The 17,912-nt window shown below is 44.1% G+C and carries 15 protein-coding genes; 14 read left to right on the plus strand and 1 reads right to left on the minus strand.

What is annotated here, in order from left to right:
* Positions 1 to 69: 69 nt before the first annotated feature.
* From GVT53_RS09450 to GVT53_RS09475, 6 genes are read left to right on the plus strand one after another with little or no spacing between them, the layout of a single operon-like run.
* Complete coding sequence (locus GVT53_RS09450; protein WP_166248423.1) at positions 70 to 2,280, plus strand: bifunctional alpha,alpha-trehalose-phosphate synthase (UDP-forming)/trehalose-phosphatase; 2,211 nt, start codon at positions 70 to 72, stop codon at positions 2,278 to 2,280.
* Positions 2,277 to 3,803, plus strand: a complete 1,527-nt coding sequence (locus tag GVT53_RS09455; RefSeq protein ID WP_166248424.1) for a nuclear transport factor 2 family protein — start codon at positions 2,277 to 2,279, stop codon at positions 3,801 to 3,803. Before GVT53_RS09450 ends, GVT53_RS09455 begins: the two co-directional genes overlap by 4 nt.
* 4 nt (positions 3,804 to 3,807) lie before the next feature.
* Positions 3,808 to 4,425: a TMEM175 family protein gene (locus GVT53_RS09460; RefSeq protein WP_166248425.1), complete on the plus strand. Its 618-nt coding sequence runs from the start codon at positions 3,808 to 3,810 to the stop codon at positions 4,423 to 4,425.
* A gap of 1 nt (position 4,426) precedes the next feature.
* Positions 4,427 to 5,758, plus strand: coding sequence for a M28 family metallopeptidase (locus GVT53_RS09465; RefSeq protein ID WP_166248426.1), 1,332 nt, complete (start codon positions 4,427 to 4,429; stop codon positions 5,756 to 5,758).
* Positions 5,759 to 5,772: 14 nt separating this feature from the next.
* A complete protein-coding gene (locus tag GVT53_RS09470; protein WP_166248427.1) occupies positions 5,773 to 7,386 on the plus strand; it encodes a M1 family metallopeptidase in 1,614 nt (537 codons plus the stop codon).
* A gap of 1 nt (position 7,387) precedes the next feature.
* A complete protein-coding gene (locus GVT53_RS09475) occupies positions 7,388 to 7,957 on the plus strand; it encodes a YdeI/OmpD-associated family protein (protein ID WP_166248428.1) in 570 nt (189 codons plus the stop codon).
* 3 nt (positions 7,958 to 7,960) lie between these two features.
* On the opposite strand, the gene GVT53_RS09480 is transcribed toward GVT53_RS09475, so the two are convergent.
* Positions 7,961 to 9,214: an MFS transporter gene (locus GVT53_RS09480; protein ID WP_417941740.1), complete on the minus strand. Its 1,254-nt coding sequence runs from the start codon at positions 9,212 to 9,214 to the stop codon at positions 7,961 to 7,963.
* 256 nt (positions 9,215 to 9,470) lie between these two features.
* On the opposite strand from GVT53_RS09480, the gene GVT53_RS09485 reads away from it, so the two are divergent.
* The 8 genes from GVT53_RS09485 (at position 9,471) to GVT53_RS09520 (ending at position 17,909) form a co-directional block, all read left to right on the plus strand.
* Positions 9,471 to 12,689, plus strand: a complete 3,219-nt coding sequence (locus GVT53_RS09485) for a VPS10 domain-containing protein (protein WP_240905196.1) — start codon at positions 9,471 to 9,473, stop codon at positions 12,687 to 12,689.
* A 6-nt stretch (positions 12,690 to 12,695) separates the two neighbouring features.
* The gene (locus GVT53_RS09490; RefSeq protein WP_166248430.1) at positions 12,696 to 14,615 is read left to right on the plus strand and encodes a S9 family peptidase; all 1,920 of its coding nucleotides are present in this window, start codon (positions 12,696 to 12,698) and stop codon (positions 14,613 to 14,615) included.
* Complete coding sequence (locus GVT53_RS09495; RefSeq protein WP_166248431.1) at positions 14,612 to 15,310, plus strand: DUF2490 domain-containing protein; 699 nt, start codon at positions 14,612 to 14,614, stop codon at positions 15,308 to 15,310. Before GVT53_RS09490 ends, GVT53_RS09495 begins: the two co-directional genes overlap by 4 nt.
* A gap of 69 nt (positions 15,311 to 15,379) precedes the next feature.
* Entirely contained in the window at positions 15,380 to 15,967 is a 588-nt protein-coding gene (locus GVT53_RS09500; RefSeq protein WP_166248432.1) for a superoxide dismutase family protein, read from the plus strand.
* A gap of 55 nt (positions 15,968 to 16,022) precedes the next feature.
* Positions 16,023 to 16,220 (plus strand): (4Fe-4S)-binding protein, encoded by a 198-nt coding sequence (locus tag GVT53_RS09505; RefSeq protein ID WP_166248433.1) that lies wholly within the window; start codon positions 16,023 to 16,025, stop codon positions 16,218 to 16,220.
* 17 nt (positions 16,221 to 16,237) lie between these two features.
* Positions 16,238 to 16,540, plus strand: a complete 303-nt coding sequence (locus GVT53_RS09510) for a GNAT family N-acetyltransferase (protein ID WP_166248434.1) — start codon at positions 16,238 to 16,240, stop codon at positions 16,538 to 16,540.
* A gap of 41 nt (positions 16,541 to 16,581) precedes the next feature.
* Entirely contained in the window at positions 16,582 to 17,109 is a 528-nt protein-coding gene (locus GVT53_RS09515; RefSeq protein ID WP_166248435.1) for an RNA polymerase sigma factor, read from the plus strand.
* Entirely contained in the window at positions 17,106 to 17,909 is an 804-nt protein-coding gene (locus tag GVT53_RS09520) for an anti-sigma factor (RefSeq protein ID WP_309474622.1), read from the plus strand. The genes GVT53_RS09515 and GVT53_RS09520 overlap by 4 nt, the downstream gene beginning before the upstream one ends.
* Positions 17,910 to 17,912 lie beyond the last annotated feature (3 nt).

A 17,912-nucleotide genomic window follows, 5' to 3' on the forward strand; every position in this document is an offset into this window, starting at 1 on the left:
GGTTTTACGCTCGAATTTCCCGATTTTTAAAGAAACAAAAAATTAAAACACGTCAAAACTTATCCTTTTATGGGCAAAACTATCATAATCTCAAATCGATTACCCGTTCAGTTACAAATTAGCAATGGAACACTTAATGCAATACCAAGTGTTGGCGGTTTGGCCACTGGGATGAAATCCGTGCACAGTGGAGGTGAAAGTCTATGGATCGGTTGGTCCGGATTAACCGACGAAGATACCCCCGAGGAACTGGAGGATGATATTGACAAAGCACTAAAAGAACATGGCTGTGCCAAAGTAAAGCTTAATTCCGATGAAATAGATGGTTTTTACTACGGCTTTAGCAATAGGACCATTTGGCCCTTGTTTCACTATTTTTTGAAATATTCCGAGTTTGAACTGAATTATTGGGACACCTACAAGGCCGTAAACCAAAAGTTTGCAGATGCCATCATCGAGAATTCCGATGAGGACGATACCATTTGGGTACACGATTACCAATTGATGCTCGTACCTCAAATGGTACGCGAAAAGCGCCCCAATACCACCATTGGTTTCTTTTTGCACATTCCATTTCCTTCTTTCGAAATTTTCCGAACACTGCCTTGGCGCGATGAGATCCTGGAAGGATTGTTGGGCTCGGATCTTATCGGTTTCCACACCTACGACTACGAAAGGCACTTTTTGAGTTCGGTGCGAAGACTGCTCGGACTGGACGTAAGTTTTAATGAGATCTACCTCGACAACAGGGTCATAAAAGTGGATTCCTTCCCTATGGGTATAGATTATAAAAAGTTTAGGGATGCGGCACTCTCACACGACTCCAAAAGCAATGAAGAACGAAGCGACCTACAAGTTCGCTTGGACAACCACAAGGCCTCAACACCAGACGCAAAGCTCATCCTATCCATAGATCGATTGGATTACAGTAAGGGAATCGCAAAGCGCATCAATGCCTTTGAATATTTCCTTCAAAAATACCCGGAATACAAAGAAAAAGTCAGGTTGATCATTTTGGCCGTGCCCTCCCGCTCCAATGTGCCGCAATATCAATTATTAAAAAGAGAGGTCGATGAATTGGTCGGTAGAATCAATGGCGAACTGTCCACCGTGAACTGGACGCCGATTTGGTATTTCTACCGTTCCCTGCCCTTTGAAAGCTTGATTGATCTCTACACCTCTAGCGATATTGCCTGGCTCACCCCTTTGCGCGATGGTATGAACTTGGTGGCAAAGGAATACATTGCTACACGAACGGATAAATCCGGGGTGCTGATTTTGAGCGAAATGGCAGGTTCCGCTTACGAAATGAACGAAGCATTGTTGATCAACCCCAACAACTTTGAGCAACAAGCGGATACACTCAAAAGAGCCTTTAACATGCCCATGGAAGAGCAAGTTTCCCGAAACACCTTTCTGCAAAAAAGACTGGAGCGCTACAACGTGGAAGTCTGGGCCAATGAGTTTATGAGATCCCTTAAGGAAAAAAGGGATTTGGGCAAGGCGTTTATCTCCGAAAAAATGTCTTCAGAAATCCTTTTATCCATGGAAGAATCATATTTCAAATCCAAAAAAAGACTATTGTTCTTGGATTATGATGGGACTTTGGCCGGATTTCACAAAGATCCTCAACAAGCCTCTCCAGATGAAGAACTATATGAACTCCTGGATAAATTGCACCAACAGGAAAACACCACTATGTTCTTGATCAGTGGTCGCGATAAGGAAACCTTTACGCGCTGGTTCCTTGAGAAAAAATACAATATGATCGTAGAACACGGGGTATGGATTTCCAGAAATGGGGAAGCATTCAAAATGTTGGAACAGGTAAAAGGCGATTGGATGAGCAAAATAAGGCCCGTACTGGAATCCTTTGTGGACAGGACGCCCGGCTCGTTTATCGAGGAAAAAAACTATTCCTTGGCTTGGCACTACCGAAATACCGATCCCGACTTTGGGGAAAAAAGAGCCACAGAGTTGAATACCGTTTTGCGTAGTTTAATAGGTAATGACGATATTAGCGTTCTTAACGGAAACAAGGTCATGGAAATAAAGAACAGCAACGTGAACAAAGGTAGGGCTGCCACCAGAATGTTGAGCGAAGATGATTACGACTTTGTATTTGCCATAGGTGACGACTGGACCGATGAATTTATGTTCCAAGAGCTACCAGATTCGGCAATTACCGTTAAGGTCGGACTTAAAAAAACCCAAGCCAAATACCATGTGGAAAACACTGCAAGGGTTAGGCAGCTTTTAAAACGTTTTACAAAACCATGACACGAGCGATTTTCATTATTTGCTTTTTGCTTACAAGCATCCAAATTTCTGCCCAGACCGAAACAGAGGTCTACCTTTTTGATTTGGAACTGAATAATGGAAAACCCGTATTGACCAACCCAAAAAATATATCCAACAACCCGGGGTACGACAACCAACCTTCTTTTTGGGACAATGGCAGTGTTCTATTTGCATCCAATCGGCAAGATCAAACGGATGTTCTTCAATTTAATGTGAATGAAGGAAGTACATCCTCTTGGCTGACCTATACCACGGCAGGCAGCGAATACTCTCCGCTCCGTATCCCCGGAGAAAATGCAATTTCGGCCATCCGGTTGGATGTGGACGGATTGCAACGTTTATACAGATATGATTTTAAAACCAGTGAATCCAGCCCGATAACCGATTTAAAAATTGGCTATCACGTTTGGTACAACAAGCATATTTTGATTGCAACGGTCTTGGTGGAAAACCGCATGGATTTAAAGATCATCAATTTGGAAGACAATACCCAAAAAACGGTTTATCAAAATGTGGGACGGTCGCTGCACAACATACCCGGCACCGATTTGGTGAGCTTTATCGGCAAAAAGAACAATGCTTGGGAAATTTTGTCCCTTGACCCCATTACGGGAGAATCCAAAAAAATTACAAACACCTACGATAAAGAAGAGGATATTTGCTGGTTGAACGAAAATATCATTATCACCGGGGCCGGCAAAAAACTTTTGATGCTGGACATTGATTCTGAAAATCCCGATTGGGAAACTATCATCGAATTTCCGCAGGAAGAAATCAACAATATTAGTCGAATTGCCATTAGCCCCAACGGCAAACGCTTGGCCTTTGTGGCTGAGGAATCTCCTGCCAAAATCATTCAAAAACAAGTACGATCGTTTAACAACAGGGATTTGGATGCCTTTGTCTCATGTTTTGCAGAAAATGTGCAGGTCAGCCGTTTTCCTAACGAGAAAATGTATCAGGGCAGCGACAAAATGAGGGAGAATTATGAACGGTTTTTTGAAAACGTCAAATCCTCGAGCGTGGAAGTCGTTAACCGAATCGTAGTAGGAAACACGGTTATCGATGAGGAAGTTACCAAGGTTGATGGCAGGGACGGTCGCCAAGTGGCCATTTACCAAGTGGCCAATGGGACTATTTCCTCGATGACCTTTATTTTTCCCGATGGCCCGTTGACCGATGCCGAGAGCATAGTTCAAGAACAGCTGGATGCATATAACAAAAGGGATTTGGATGCTTTTGCGGACACCTATTCGCAGGGTATAGAACTCTATCAATATCCGAACAAGCTCAACTCAAAAGGCCTTTCAAAATTAAAGCAACAATACGGTTCATTTTTTGAGAGCACACCGGATTTGAACTGTGAGATAGTAAACAGGATCGTAATCGGAAACAAGGTTATTGACCATGAGTCCGTAACCGTAAACGGAAGCGTTTTTAAGGCCATCGCCATTTACGAAGTAACGAACGGAGAAATCGCGAAGGTCACGTTTATTCAATAACCCAATGAAACTGCCTCATAATAGAAGTAGAATTGAAGCCTTTAGCGATGGGGTTTTTGCCTTTGCCGCCACTTTATTGGTGGTTTCCGTGGGCACCCAGGCAGAAACTTCAATCTTACAGGTAGACTGGATGGTGTTTTTGAGTTTTGGGGTAAGTTTTTTTGCGCTGGTCGGATTATGGTCGGTACATTACAATTTCTTCCGAAGGACCAGCTATATGGACAACCTTATTATTGGCCTAAATGCGGTTCTCCTTTTTTTGATACTCTATTACATCTTCCCCATAAAGTCCTTGATCAATTCATGGACCGGCACGCTACAAATCAATGCAGATGAATTTTCATCATTGTTCCAACTGTACAGTCTTGGGTTTCTTCTAATTTTCGCCTGCTATGCGCTTATGTATTTAAGAGTGTACAAAAAAGCAGATAACAGCAACATGAAACATCTTTTCTATGCTCGTCATTTTGGGCTTTTTGTGATCGTTGCCCTAGTCTCCATTGGTATTGCCAAGCTTCAATTGGGATTATATTACGGTCTTCCAGGTATCGTATATGCTCTTTTGGGTCCTTTTTGTTATTTTCACGCAGTTTACTTTCAGAAAAAAACCAACGCTTTTTAATATGAGAAAAATACTCCACTTGCTATTTGTGATTTTCACGACCACAATCTATGCCCAAACCGATACCAGAATCTATGACATCATCAACGCAGTGTCAGCAGAACGAATTGAAAACGATGTAACCACTTTGGCCAACTTTGGAACCAGACATACCTTGAGCGACACGGTTTCCCAAACCCGGGGAATCGGTGCTGCAAGAAGATGGATCAAGTCTGAATTGGAGAAAATCTCAGCCGACTGTAGTGATTGTCTAGAGGTATTTTATCAGAGTAACTTTATAGAAGAAGGCGATAACGCCAGAATCGTGAAAGATGTGGAAATTGTGAACGTGGTGGCCATTCAGCGCGGCACCAAGTTTCCCAACCGCTTTATCATCATGAGCGGGGACATCGACTCCCGTGTCAGCGACCCTAACAACTACACATCTGACTCCCCCGGTGCCAACGATAATGCCAGTGGAATGGCAGGAACCATTGAGGCTGCTAGAGTTTTATCAAAATACAAGTTCGAGAGCAGTATCATTTTTGTAGGCCTGTCCGGAGAGGAACAAGGACTATATGGCGGAAAAGGTCTTGCTGAACATGCCAAGGAAAAAGGCTGGGATATTGTGGGCATCCTCAACAACGATATGATCGGAAACATCACGGGGGTCGATGGTGTGGTAAGCAATAGGGATTTTAGAATTTTTTCCGAACCCGTTCCCCCGACCGAGACCGAGGAAGAGCGAAGAGCAAGGCGTTTTTACGGTGGCGAAGTGGATGGAATCTCCCGACAATTGGCACGATATGTACACAAAACCACCCAGACCTATATGCCAGAAATGAACCCCATGATGATCTACCGCTTGGATAGGTTTGGTCGCGGCGGTCACCATAGACCTTTTAACGATGTAGGTTATGCAGGTATCAGAATTATGGAAGCCCACGAGAATTATACACAGCAACACCAAGACATACGCGAAGAGGACGGTATTGCCTACGGTGATGTTTTGGAACACGTGAATTTTGAATATGCCAAAAAACTTACCGCGGTAAACGCCATCAACCTCGCCTCTATAGCATGGGCGCCACCTGCCCCCGAGACGGTTGAAATCGGAGGCGTGGTTGAACCAAGTGCCAAGTTTAGATGGAGCAAAGTGGAAAATGCGGTCGGGTACAAAATATATTGGAGGGACACCACTTCCCCTACTTGGGACCATTACAAGTATGTGGGCGACGTTACAGAGCACACCTTGGAGGGAGTGGTAATAGACAATTACTTTTTTGGAGTTGCCGCCGTTGGTAAAGATGGACACGAAAGCCCAGTGGTCTTCCCGAACAAAGTTTTTAGATAATTACGATGGCATATATGAAGCAAATACTCTTTTTTACCACACTTTTTATTGGAATCTTGGCCACGCATGCTCAAAATTTCACCAAACAGGATACCTTGAGAGGCAGTATTACACCGGAACGTGAATGGTGGGATTTGAACCATTACGACCTCAATGTAAAAGTGGAACCTTCCAAAAAATTCATTTCGGGCTACAATGTGTTGAGGTATAAAGTGTTGGAGGAGCACAAAACACTTCAAATCGACCTTCAAAAGCCAATGGAAATCTCATCTATTGAACAGGACGGTAAAAAACTAAAATTTACTTCGCAGGGCAATGCACATTTCATCAAACTAAAGAAAAAACAGGTCCCTGGAGAGTTCAACGAAATAAAGATCACATATTCAGGACATCCAAGAGAAGCGGTAAGAGCCCCATGGGATGGCGGTTTTTCATGGAAAGAAGATAGTAATGGCAATCCCTTTGTGGCCACATCTTGCCAAGGATTGGGAGCCAGCGTTTGGTGGCCCAACAAAGACCATATGTACGACGAAGTGGACAGTATGCGGATAAGCGTTACCGTTCCCAAAGAACTAATGGATGTTTCCAACGGACAACTGGAGAGCGTTGAGGAAAAAGGTGATTTTACCACCTACAATTGGGTGGTAAAAAACCCCATCAACAACTATGGGGTAAATGTCAACATTGGGAACTATGTCCATTTTGATGAAGTTTACGAAGGTGAAAACGGTCCTTTGAAGCTGGATTATTACGTGTTGCCCGAAAATCTCGAAAAAGCCAAAAAGCAGTTTGTCCAGACCCCCATGATGCTCCAGGCCTTTGAACATTGGTTTGGCCCCTACCCTTTTTATGAGGATGGGTTCAAACTAGTGGAAGTGCCTTATCTGGGTATGGAGCACCAAAGCTCGGTCACTTACGGAAATCAATATCAAAACGGATATTTGGGCAGCGATCTATCCGGCACGGGATGGGGGCTTCAATTCGATTTTATCATTATACACGAAGCGGGGCACGAATGGTTCGCGAACAATATCACTTACAAGGACATTGCCGATATGTGGGTGCATGAGGGATTTACGGCTTACTCGGAGAACCTCTATCTCGATTATCATTTTGGCACAAAAGCGTCCGAAGAATACGTTATAGGAACACGCTCCAAAATACAAAACGACCGTCCCATTATTGGACCTTATGGGGTAAACCAATCCGGTTCGGGAGACATGTATTACAAAGGTGCGAACATCCTCCACACCCTGCGCCAATTGGTGGAAGATGATGAAAAATGGAGACAGGTACTTCGAGGCCTGAACAAGGATTTTTATCATCAAACGGTCACAACGAAAGAAATTGAGGATTACCTGAGCAATAAAACGGAGAAAGACCTATCAGCCTTTTTCGACCAATACCTTCGGACGACCATGATTCCAACTTTGGAGTACAAATTGGAAGGAGACTCGATTGAGTACCGTTATACCAATGTAGTGGATGATTTTGATATGCCAGTCCGAGTTTTTGTAAATGGTGCCGAAAAGTGGCTGTTCCCCAGCAACGAATGGAAAAAAGAAAAATTGGACGGAAGCCAAGTGAACTTCGATAAAAACTTTTACATAGAGACCCAAAAAATCTGATTTGGAAAAGCACCCAGAGCATTACTTCAAAAATGATGGGGAGTGGCGCGATTGGCTACATGAGAACCATAACACCCACACGGGCATACATCTTATTTTCTACAAAGTGGAACACCACAAGGATAGTATGCGATGGGAAGAAGCCGTAAAAGTGGCCCTATGTTATGGTTGGATAGATAGCACGGTTCGTAGTCTCGGCGACGGCAAACGAAAGCAATACTTCTGCCCCAGAAAACCTAAAAGTACTTGGAGCAAGGTGAACAAGGATTACATAAAGGAGTTAAAATCCAACGGTTTGATGCATAAAAGTGGACTTGATGCGATAGAAATTGCCAAGGAAAATGGCTCTTGGACCGAATTGGATGATGTTGAAAACGGTATTGTTCCCGAAGATTTACAAAAAGCGTTCGGTCATAATACAACTGCACATAAGAACTTTAAAAGTTTTACAAAAGGTCAAAGAAAAAGTTATCTCTATTGGTTAAAACAGGCCAAACGACAAGAGACCCGAAATAAAAGAATATCGGAAATCGTATCCCTTTCGGAAAAAAACATCAAATACAGAACGTAAAACTTATCTGCCGTATTTTCTATGGTAGATCCAAGCGGCCACTCCCCCAACAAAAGCAAAAGCACTCAACATCCAAAACACATTTTGGTGACCCAGCTCCTCGCCGGGGTGCGCATCCAGCAGCATACCGTATGCAGGACCGGCAAATACATCGGGCGTGTAGCCAATCAATGAGATAAGACCTACGGCAGTTCCCGTTAAGGTCATTGGAATACGTCCCACCTGCATTACGCCAAAGTACAATGCCCGGATGGCGTAGACCCCTGCTGCTATAACCACAACCGATATAAAGAACAAAAGCGTAGTGGTAGGTGCAATCGCTCCGCTGGCAAACAACAGCCCGCCAATCAATGCAAGAACAAAGCTCATAAACAAAAGCCATGTAATTTTTAACCTGTCCGCTATCAAACCTACCAGAATACCAGTGGTAGGGCGAAGGAACTGCAACAAGGTTCCCACCTTGGCCGAATCCACTTGGTTGTACAGCATCACCTCTTCGGCATATTGGGAAATGATGTCCGTGATCTTGTACCCGACATATCCACAAAGTATGATGACCATCAACAGCCAGACCGATGGCAATTTTAGGACCTGCTTGATGTCTTTCCAAGAAATACGTTCTAAGGTCACCTTTTCTTCATTCTTGTCGGTTTTCATGAAAAACCAGACCAAAACACCCACCAAAATGATGATTATGGACGTTAAGTAGAGGACATAGGTAAACGCTTCTTTACGGTTATCCAAACTGGCAACATCCACAGACTCGGACAAAAAGAACGAAAACACTACAACCCCCAGCAAACTGAAAAGAGCGCCCGTAAGCCCACGTCCGCCATCAAGAAAACCGAAGGCCTTTCCCTGGGAATCGGTACCGCCCCAAATTCTAGTGGCCTTGATCATGGGTGCCCAAAACAGAAATATCGTGGTAAAGCCCCACCAACCGTACAATATCTGAAGTACCCACAAATCGGGATATTGGGCAAACAAAAAACCGCCCAATGCAGTCATCCATAAAGCAATGGCTATCAATTTTCGGGGTTGGTATTTATCGGCCAAGGGACCTCCCAATACATAAGAAACCATGGCGACCAGACCATAAACCGAAAAGCAAAGCCCCAATTCCACGTTGTCCAGCTCCAAAACATCCAAAACCGTGGGGCGGAAAACACGCGGCAGTACAAAAGGAAGGATAAAGATGGCCTCACCCGAAAGAATCAATAACAATAAATAGAGCCAGCTTGGTTTGGTTTCCTTCAAAACTTGGATTTGGTTAAAAGTCATCAAAAAACTGGAAAAACCCAAAAGCATGGGGGAATAAAAAACAATACCTGTTCTACAAATCAGGTTTTAAGGTTTACATAATACCGTTCCCAAGACCATTTGAAAGATTATCCATTAAAAGGTTTTGGTAAATGTTATGACCTAGAAATCCGTTAACATCCCTTTAAGAAATAGGGTAAGTGTTTTTGGTATCTTTAGGCAACTAAACTTAAAAAAACAGCAAAACCAACTAATGAAAAAATCAATTTTCTTCCTTCTGTCACTTATTGTAGCAAGCACTACGGCCCAAGACTTCAGCATGGATTTGGTCCAGGACATGAAACCAAGAAACATCGGCCCTGCTGGAATGAGCGGCCGTGTCACTTCCATTGATGTTGTACACTCCAACCCAGATGTAATGTTTGTGGGCACCGCTTCGGGCGGTTTGTGGAAATCCACTTCTGGAGGTATTAAATGGAATCCCGTGTTCGATAACGAAATAACTGCATCAATCGGTGCAGTGGCCATTCAACAATCCAATCCATCCGTAATTTGGGTTGGTACCGGCGAAGGCAACCCAAGAAACAGCTTAAACGGCGGATATGGCATCTACAAATCACTGGACGGAGGCAAATCCTGGAAATCCATGGGATTGGAAAAAACAAGGCACATCCACAGGGTGATCATAGACCCTACCGACCCAGATGTGGTATATGTCGGAGCCATTGGCTCTCCTTGGGGCGAGCATCCGGAACGTGGGGTTTTTAAAACCACCGATGGCGGGGAAACCTGGGAGAAAGTTTTGTTCGTCAACAACAAAACAGGTGTTGCGGATTTGGTGATGGACCCCAAAAACCCAAACAAACTGATCGCTGCCATGTGGGAACACAAAAGAGAACCTTGGTTCTTCAATTCTGGAGGCGAAGGCAGTGGACTGCACATTACACATGACGGCGGCAAAACTTGGAGAGAAGTCACTGCTGATGATGGTCTGCCCAAAGGAGATTTGGGTAGAATTGGCGTTGCGATTGCCAGGAACAAGCCCAATATTGTGTATGCCTTGGTAGAAGCCAAGAAAAATGCCTTGTACAAATCCACTGATGGCGGTTTCAAATGGGAGAAAATAAACGATAAGAGCGATATCGGAAACCGTCCGTTCTATTATTCGGAGATATACGTAGACCCTCAAAATGAAAATCGGGTCTACTCTGTATTCACTTACATCAATGTTTCCGAAGATGGCGGGAAAAATTTCACCCAACTGATGCCCGCCTATGGCGTGGACAATGGCATTCACCCTGATCACCATGCATGGTGGATTCACCCGGAAAACGGCCAGTTTATGCTGGATGGCAACGATGGAGGTCTCAACATCACCAAAAACGGGGGGCAAACTTGGCGTTTTATCGGCAATTTGCCAGTTGCCCAGTTCTATCACATCAGCACGGACAATGAATATCCCTATAATGTATATGGCGGTATGCAGGACAACGGTTCGTGGAGAGGTCCCGCCTACGTTTGGAAAAGCCAAGGTATCAGAAACAGTTATTGGCAGGAAATTGCTTTTGGCGATGGATTCGACGTGGTTCCTGATAGAGACGATAGCCAGTTTGGTTATGCCATGAGCCAGCAAGGCTATGTGAGCCGTTACGATTGGAAAACTGGGGATGGCTACATTGTACGCCCCACTCCACCCGATGCGGACACCCAACTACGATTCAACTGGAACGCGGCCATTGGCCAAGACCCGTTCGATAACAGCACCGTATATTTTGGAAGTCAGTTTGTACACAAATCCACGGATAAGGGGTTGACCTGGGAAGTAATTTCTCCGGACCTGACCACCAATGACAAGGAGAAACAAAAGCAAAGCGAAAGCGGTGGTTTGACCATGGACGCCACAGGTGCCGAAAATCATTGCACCATAATTGTAATAGAACCCTCTCCTGTTGAAAAAGATATGCTTTGGATAGGGACCGATGATGGTCGTGTGCACTACACCCTGAACGGTGGTGATACTTGGGTAGAGGTCACAAAAAATATCAAAGGTCTTCCCGCCGGAAGCTGGATTCCACAGATAAAAGCATCCCATAACAATAAAGGAGAGGCACTTCTGATCGCCAACGATTACAGAAGGTTCAACTACGCCCCTTACGCATACCGGACCACGGATTATGGTAAAACCTGGACCCGAATCGTAGATGAAGATGATGTGGAAAGCTATACGTTGTCCATAATTGAAGACCCAGAAAACCCTGACCTTATGTTCTTGGGCACCGACGATGGTCTTTATATTTCTTTGGATGCAGGAAGCAGCTGGCAGAAATGGAACAAGGGTTTTCCAACGGTTTCCACAAAAGATTTGGCGATTCACCCCAGAGAGCAGGATTTGGTAATAGGCACCTTTGGAAGGGCCGCTTGGGTTTTGGACGATATCCGACCATTGAGAAAGTTGGCAGGCAATACAGCTACTTTACAAAAAGAAATCAGTTTGTTCGATAGCCCAGATGCCTATTTAGCAGCCTATCAACAGCCAACTGGTGGCAGATTTGGGGGAGATGCCATTTACAGTGGAGAAAACAGGGAATCCGGTGCCATGATCACCTATTACCTGAAAGAGGGTAGCAAAAAGACCCAAGAAGAGAAAAAAGACGAAAATGAAGAGGAAAAAGAAGCTGAGGATGAAGCTGACGAAAAAAAGTCCAATGAAAAAACCAAGGACTCCATCTTCTTCGAGTTTTATGATGGTGATAGGCTCATCAGAACTTTGAAATACAAAACCCCGGAAAAGGCAGGTTTCCACAGAATTTATTGGAACTTGGACGAAAAGGGACCGGACAGGCCATCAAGGACCATCAGTAAAAACAAAAGAGAAAGAGGCGGGGTCGATGTGAAACCAGGCACTTACAAAGTAAAAGTTATTTATGGCGAAGCTTCTGATTCAACCTCCATCACCGTCAAGACCGACCCAAGGTTGGATGTTGATATGGCCTCCATCAACGAAGTCTACGAGAGCAGCAAAAAACTTGAGGGGTACACACAAACAGCTGCCGATGCCGTAAAACAGTTGGTAGAGAGCAAGGATTTGGCAGATAAATTCAAAAAAGAGCTCAAAGAGCTGAACAAGGAAAAATACAAAGAGCAAATCAAGGCCTCGGAGGAAATCGTAAAACAAATCGACTCCGTGATTGCCTTGTATTTGGGCAAGGAAGACAAACGCCAAGGCATAACGGACGACCCCGAACCCAATGTTATGTCCCGATTGGGCAATGCCTCCTATTATGTAGGGTCAAGGAAGTCGGGGATTACCGCAACCGAAAAAAGAATGATTCGCTTTGCCGAGGAAGAACTAAGGACTGCGTTGGACAAGACCAATGCTTTCTTTAATGATCAATGGAAATATTACCGAACTTCCATTGAATCATTGGACCTATCTCCGTTTAAGGAGACAGAACGTTTTAACTTAAACTAAAGAACCATGAAAAAAATATTGGCCATTGCCCTGATCACAAGCATTTGGGCGTGCAAAGAAGAGAAAAAAGAGCCCTCCATCGCAGACACGATGAAGACGTACACCATTTCGCAAATGATGGACAACGAGTCCGTTGCGGGCGGGAGTTTTTCACCCGACAAATCCAAATTGCTAGTATCCAGTAACCGTTCGGGCATTTACAACATGTACACCATACCCACCTCTGGAGGTGAGATGCAACCCATTACACAATCGGACAGTTCCTCGGTTTTTGCCATCTCTTATTTTCCAAAAGATGAGCGAATGTTGTTCCGAATGGATAACAACGGGGACGAAATCTATCACATTTTTGTGCGCGATACCGATGGGAGCCACAAGGATTTGACACCCGAAGAAGGTGCTCGCTCGCTATTTTATCAATGGTCGGAGGACAAGACGGCATTTTTCTACGGTTCCAACAAAAGGGACAATAGGTATGTAGATCTCTATAAAATGGATTTGGAAAGTTTGACGTCCGAATTGGTCTATCAAAATAATGATGGATATGATGTCGGGGTGGTTTCCCCGGACGAAAAATATCTTGCGTTGAGCAAATCCATCAACACGAACGACAATGATTTGTTTTTGCACAATCTGGAGTCAGGTGAACTCATGAAAATCAATAAGAACCAAAGTGGAAATTCTTCTCAGGATTTCTCACCCGATGGCTCGGCATTTTATTACACTACAGATGATGGCAGCGAGTTTTCTTATTTGATGAAATACAACATTGCGGATGCCTCCTACGAGAAAGCCATGGAAAGGGATTGGGATATTTCCGGAAGTTACTTTACCGACCAAGGCACTTATCAAGTTACCTACATTAATGAGGATGCCAAAAACACCATCGAAGTTATGGAAGTAGCAACCGGTGAAAACATTGATTTGCCCACTATCAAAAACATGGAGATAACCAGTGTAAGTTTTTCCGATGACGAGACTATGATGCGCTTTTATGCGGGAGGTTCGCATACGCCATCAAACCTATATGTTTATAACCTAGAGACCAAAGAGCAGAAAAAGTTGACCGACGTCCTAAATCCAGAGGTTCAGGCTCAGGACTTGGTAAAGGCCGAGGTAATCCGGTACAAATCCTTTGACGGGGTGGAAATTCCGGCCATTTACTACACGCCCCACCAAGCAAGTGCAGAAAACCCTGTGCCCGCTTTGGTCTGGGTGCACGGAGGACCCGGTGGTCAATCACGCCAAAATTTCAGCTCGTTCATCCAATATTTGGTAAACCACGGCTATGCGATTTTGGCCGTGAACAACCGTGGCAGTAGCGGCTACGGAAAAACCTTTTACCAAATGGATGATCTGAACCATGGCGATAAAGACCTGAAAGATTGTGTGGAAGGCAAAAACTGGTTGGCCCAACAACCTGAGATCGACGGTGAAAAAATAGGAATCATCGGCGGGTCCTACGGTGGTTATATGACCATGGCCGCCCTCACCTACACTCCCGAAGAGTTTGATGTGGGTGTCAACCTGTTTGGGGTGACCAACTGGATGCGAACACTTAAGAGCATTCCGCCATGGTGGGAGTCCTTTAAAGATGCCCTTTACAAAGAGCTGGGGGACCCTTACAGTGCGGATTCGGTTCGTTTAAAGCAAATTTCACCGCTGTTCCATACCGATAAGGTCACCAAGCCGCTGATCGTGCTACAAGGTTCGCAGGACCCAAGAGTGCTTCAAGCGGAGTCGGATGAAATTGTGGCCGGAGTGCGTAAAAATGGCGTGCCCGTGGAGTATGTTCTGTTTGAGGATGAAGGTCACGGTTTTGTCAAAAAAGAAAATCAAATTACTGCATACAGTAAAATTTTGGAATTTTTGGATGAGTACCTGAAAGAAGAAACAAGTACTCCGATTAAAGAAGAGAGTAAATGATCAAAAGATTAACAGGTCTATTGGTATTGATTGGAATATTCAACGCTACCGCGCAACAACCCGGCGAGGACGAAATGGGTGCCTGGTACATGTACTTTGGCACCAATAAGGTTTCGGAACGCTTTAGCGTACATTCGGAGGCACAGTTCCGATTTTATGAAACCACGAGCAACTTTAACCAAATGTTGTTGCGTACGGGGCTCAACTACCATATAGACCCAAATGCCATTGCTACCGCTGGTTACGCATATATTGATACGGACAACAATTTTTATGAATTCGAGGGCGAGATCAACTCCAAGGAGCACCGGATTTTTGAGCAGTTCATTCTTAAAAACAAGGTTTGGGAGTTCCTGTTTGAGCATCGCTACCGTTTGGAACAGCGGTTTTTGGATTTTGGCGAAACTACCGATACGCAACATCGGGCCCGTTATCGTATTCAAATGACATTACCGCTCACCAATACATTCTTTCTCAATTTTTATGATGAATTGTTCATAAACCTACAGGATGATCTGTTCGGACAGAACAGGTTATATACAGCTGTTGGTGTTAACATTACCGAAAACAGCAGTGTACAGGTAGGGTACTTGAGAAACCAATTTGCCAATGCCGTCTATGATCGCCTACAACTTGCGGTTTTCTATAATCCGGATCTAAGTGGATGGTTTAAAGGCAAAAAAACTGATCAATAGAGCACAAAAGAGGTTGGCTCTGGCGTAAATAATGTCTAAATTAGTGGATAATCTAAAAAACTCATTTTAATGAAAAGCATACAAGCAATAGCTTTAGCGCTACTATTTATAGCGGCGTTTAGCTGTAAAGAAGCAAAGAAAGAAACCGAAGAGGCTACTGAAGAAGTAGAGGAAACCGTGGATCAGGTAGTTGAAACGCTCGACCCGGAAGTGGTTACTTTTACCATGGAGCCCAAAAGTGACAGTAATGTGAATGGTGAGGTTGTATTTACCGAGGAAAATGGAGAGGTTATCATGAGGGCCAATTTTACAGGGCTTGATGAGGGCGAACATGCCATTCACCTGCACGAGAAAGCTGATTGCTCTTCCGCAGATGGAAAATCGACCGGAGGCCACTGGAACCCCACCAAAGAGCCACATGGAAAATGGGGCTCCGAAGAAGGTTATCACAAAGGTGACATAGGTAATTTCACGGCAGATACCGACGGTAATGCCACTGTTGAGTTTACCACGGACGAATGGTGCATGGGATGTGGTGACGACACCAAAGATATTTTAGGAAAAGCAGTGATAGTGCACCAAGGAACCGATGATTTTACTTCGCAACCTTCCGGTGCTGCCGGTGCAAGAATAGCGTGCACTGGTATCATTCAATAAGATAATTTAAAAGAGCTGCGATCAAGCAGCTCTTTTTTTAACCCAACAACTAGCTATGAAAGAATATTCAAATGGTGATATTTCCGTGATTTGGAAACCCGAACTTTGCCAACACGCCGGAATTTGCGTAAAAATGCTTCCGCAGGTGTACAATCCAAAAGAGAAACCGTGGATAAAGGCTGAAAACGCGACCACCGAGCAATTAAAACAACAAATCTCAAAATGCCCATCCGGCGCATTGAGCTATCGATAACCAATAGCCAACATCTTGTGGAAAAACAATATCGACTTGTAGATAACGAATCTGCCAAAAGATTCCAGTTTGAACTGGATAACGGCGATATCGCAAAAATTGAATACATCAAGGCCAAGGAAAAAATATACCTCACCCATACCGAAGTCCCCCGAGGTTATGAAGGCCGAGGTATAGGCTCAGAGCTCATTAAACAGACACTGGAACACATTAAAAAAGAAGATTGGACACTTATACCTTTGTGCCCCTTCGTTGCAAAATACTTGAAAGAGCATCCCGAATGGAAAACACTGGTACTAAAGGGAATCAATATTGAATAGTACAAACACGGCCAACTTTTTATATCTTTAACCAACCGGTTATGCAATTGGACAACCTCATAGAAAAATTTCAGGAAAAGGACAGTGTTGCCTTTGAAACGCTGTACAACATGTATGCTGACAATATATGTGGGGTAATCAATGTAATCGTGAAGGATACTGAGCGCTCCCAAGAGATTTGTCAGGATGTATTTGTAAAGATTTGGGAGAAGTCGGACCAATACGACACCTCCAAAGGTCGGTTTTTTACTTGGATTTTAAACATTGCCAGGAACGCGGCAATCGATGAAGTGCGCTCCAAAACCCATAAAAATAAAAAAAAGAACCTCCCCGTAGATTCTCTCGTAGGTATCTATGAAAACGGCGAAGATCTAAATGGTAAAATGGACACTATTGGGCTTCAGTCCCTGTTGAAAGGTTTAAAGGAGAAGTGCATTTTATTGATTGATATGCTTTATTTTAAAGGTTTCACACAAAAAGAAGCCGCAAAAGAACTCAATACGCCAGTCGGCACCATTAAAACGAGAATAAGAAGCTGTATTTCGAAAATTAGAAAAAATATGGCATGAGCATGGATGTGAAAGAATACATAGCGTCTGGGAAATTGGAACTATATGTTGCCGGGGCATTGCCCGCCGAAGAAAATTTGGAGGTGCAACAGTATGCCGAACAATATCCTGAAATAAGGATAGAGATAGAGGCCATAGAAAAAGCCATTCTTGCGATTACCGAAGCAACATCACCAAGAATGCCATTGGATGGGTTTGCCAAGATCAAAGCGAGAATAGGCGACGTTATTCCATTTACGCCAGAAAGGTCCACAAGCAAAGGAACCCCGTGGGGCAGTTATCTGGGATGGGCCGCATCCGTATTGTTGGCAATAGGACTCTTCTGGATGTACACGGAAAATTCCAAGTTGAAATCCGAAATTGAACTGACCAACCAAGAGAAACAAAGTTTGGAGGACATATTATCCGATACCCAAGAGGAAATCACCTTCAAAGAATCGCTACTAGAGGATATCAGAGATCAAAACGTTACCGTTATTGCACTTGGTGGACAAACCGTATCCCCTTCTTCCTATGCGAAAGCCTATTGGAACAAGGAAGAAAGCAAGGTAATCATCGATGCCAAAGGACTTCCGGAGCCGCCCGAAGGCTTCACCTATCAGGTCTGGTCCCTAAAGTTGGATCCGTTGACCCCTACCAGTATTGGATTATTGGATGATTTTGCTTCGGTTGACACCAAATTGTTCACTTTAGAAAACGCTAACGAATCGGAAGCTTTTGGTATTACGCTAGAGCCCGAAGGAGGTAGTGAAACACCAACATTGGAGCAATTGTACACACTTGGTGCCGTAGGTTCCTAACAC

Source organism: Flagellimonas oceani (genome assembly GCF_011068285.1).
GTDB lineage: Bacteria > Bacteroidota > Bacteroidia > Flavobacteriales > Flavobacteriaceae > Flagellimonas > Flagellimonas oceani.

Excerpts from the sequence above, each read along its gene's own strand:
- GVT53_RS09450 (WP_166248423.1), top strand. The coding sequence starts at position 70 with ATGGGCAAAACTATCATAATCTCAAATCGATTACCCGTTCAGTTACAA.
- GVT53_RS09455 (WP_166248424.1), top strand. The coding sequence starts at position 2,277 with ATGACACGAGCGATTTTCATTATTTGCTTTTTGCTTACAAGCATCCAA.
- GVT53_RS09460 (WP_166248425.1), top strand. The coding sequence starts at position 3,808 with ATGAAACTGCCTCATAATAGAAGTAGAATTGAAGCCTTTAGCGATGGG.
- GVT53_RS09465 (WP_166248426.1), top strand. The coding sequence starts at position 4,427 with ATGAGAAAAATACTCCACTTGCTATTTGTGATTTTCACGACCACAATC.
- GVT53_RS09470 (WP_166248427.1), top strand. The coding sequence starts at position 5,773 with ATGAAGCAAATACTCTTTTTTACCACACTTTTTATTGGAATCTTGGCC.
- GVT53_RS09485 (WP_240905196.1), top strand. The coding sequence starts at position 9,471 with ATGAAAAAATCAATTTTCTTCCTTCTGTCACTTATTGTAGCAAGCACT.
- GVT53_RS09490 (WP_166248430.1), top strand. The coding sequence starts at position 12,696 with ATGAAAAAAATATTGGCCATTGCCCTGATCACAAGCATTTGGGCGTGC.
- GVT53_RS09495 (WP_166248431.1), top strand. The coding sequence starts at position 14,612 with ATGATCAAAAGATTAACAGGTCTATTGGTATTGATTGGAATATTCAAC.
- GVT53_RS09500 (WP_166248432.1), top strand. The coding sequence starts at position 15,380 with ATGAAAAGCATACAAGCAATAGCTTTAGCGCTACTATTTATAGCGGCG.
- GVT53_RS09505 (WP_166248433.1), top strand. The coding sequence starts at position 16,023 with ATGAAAGAATATTCAAATGGTGATATTTCCGTGATTTGGAAACCCGAA.
- GVT53_RS09515 (WP_166248435.1), top strand. The coding sequence starts at position 16,582 with ATGCAATTGGACAACCTCATAGAAAAATTTCAGGAAAAGGACAGTGTT.
- GVT53_RS09520 (WP_309474622.1), top strand. The coding sequence starts at position 17,106 with ATGAGCATGGATGTGAAAGAATACATAGCGTCTGGGAAATTGGAACTA.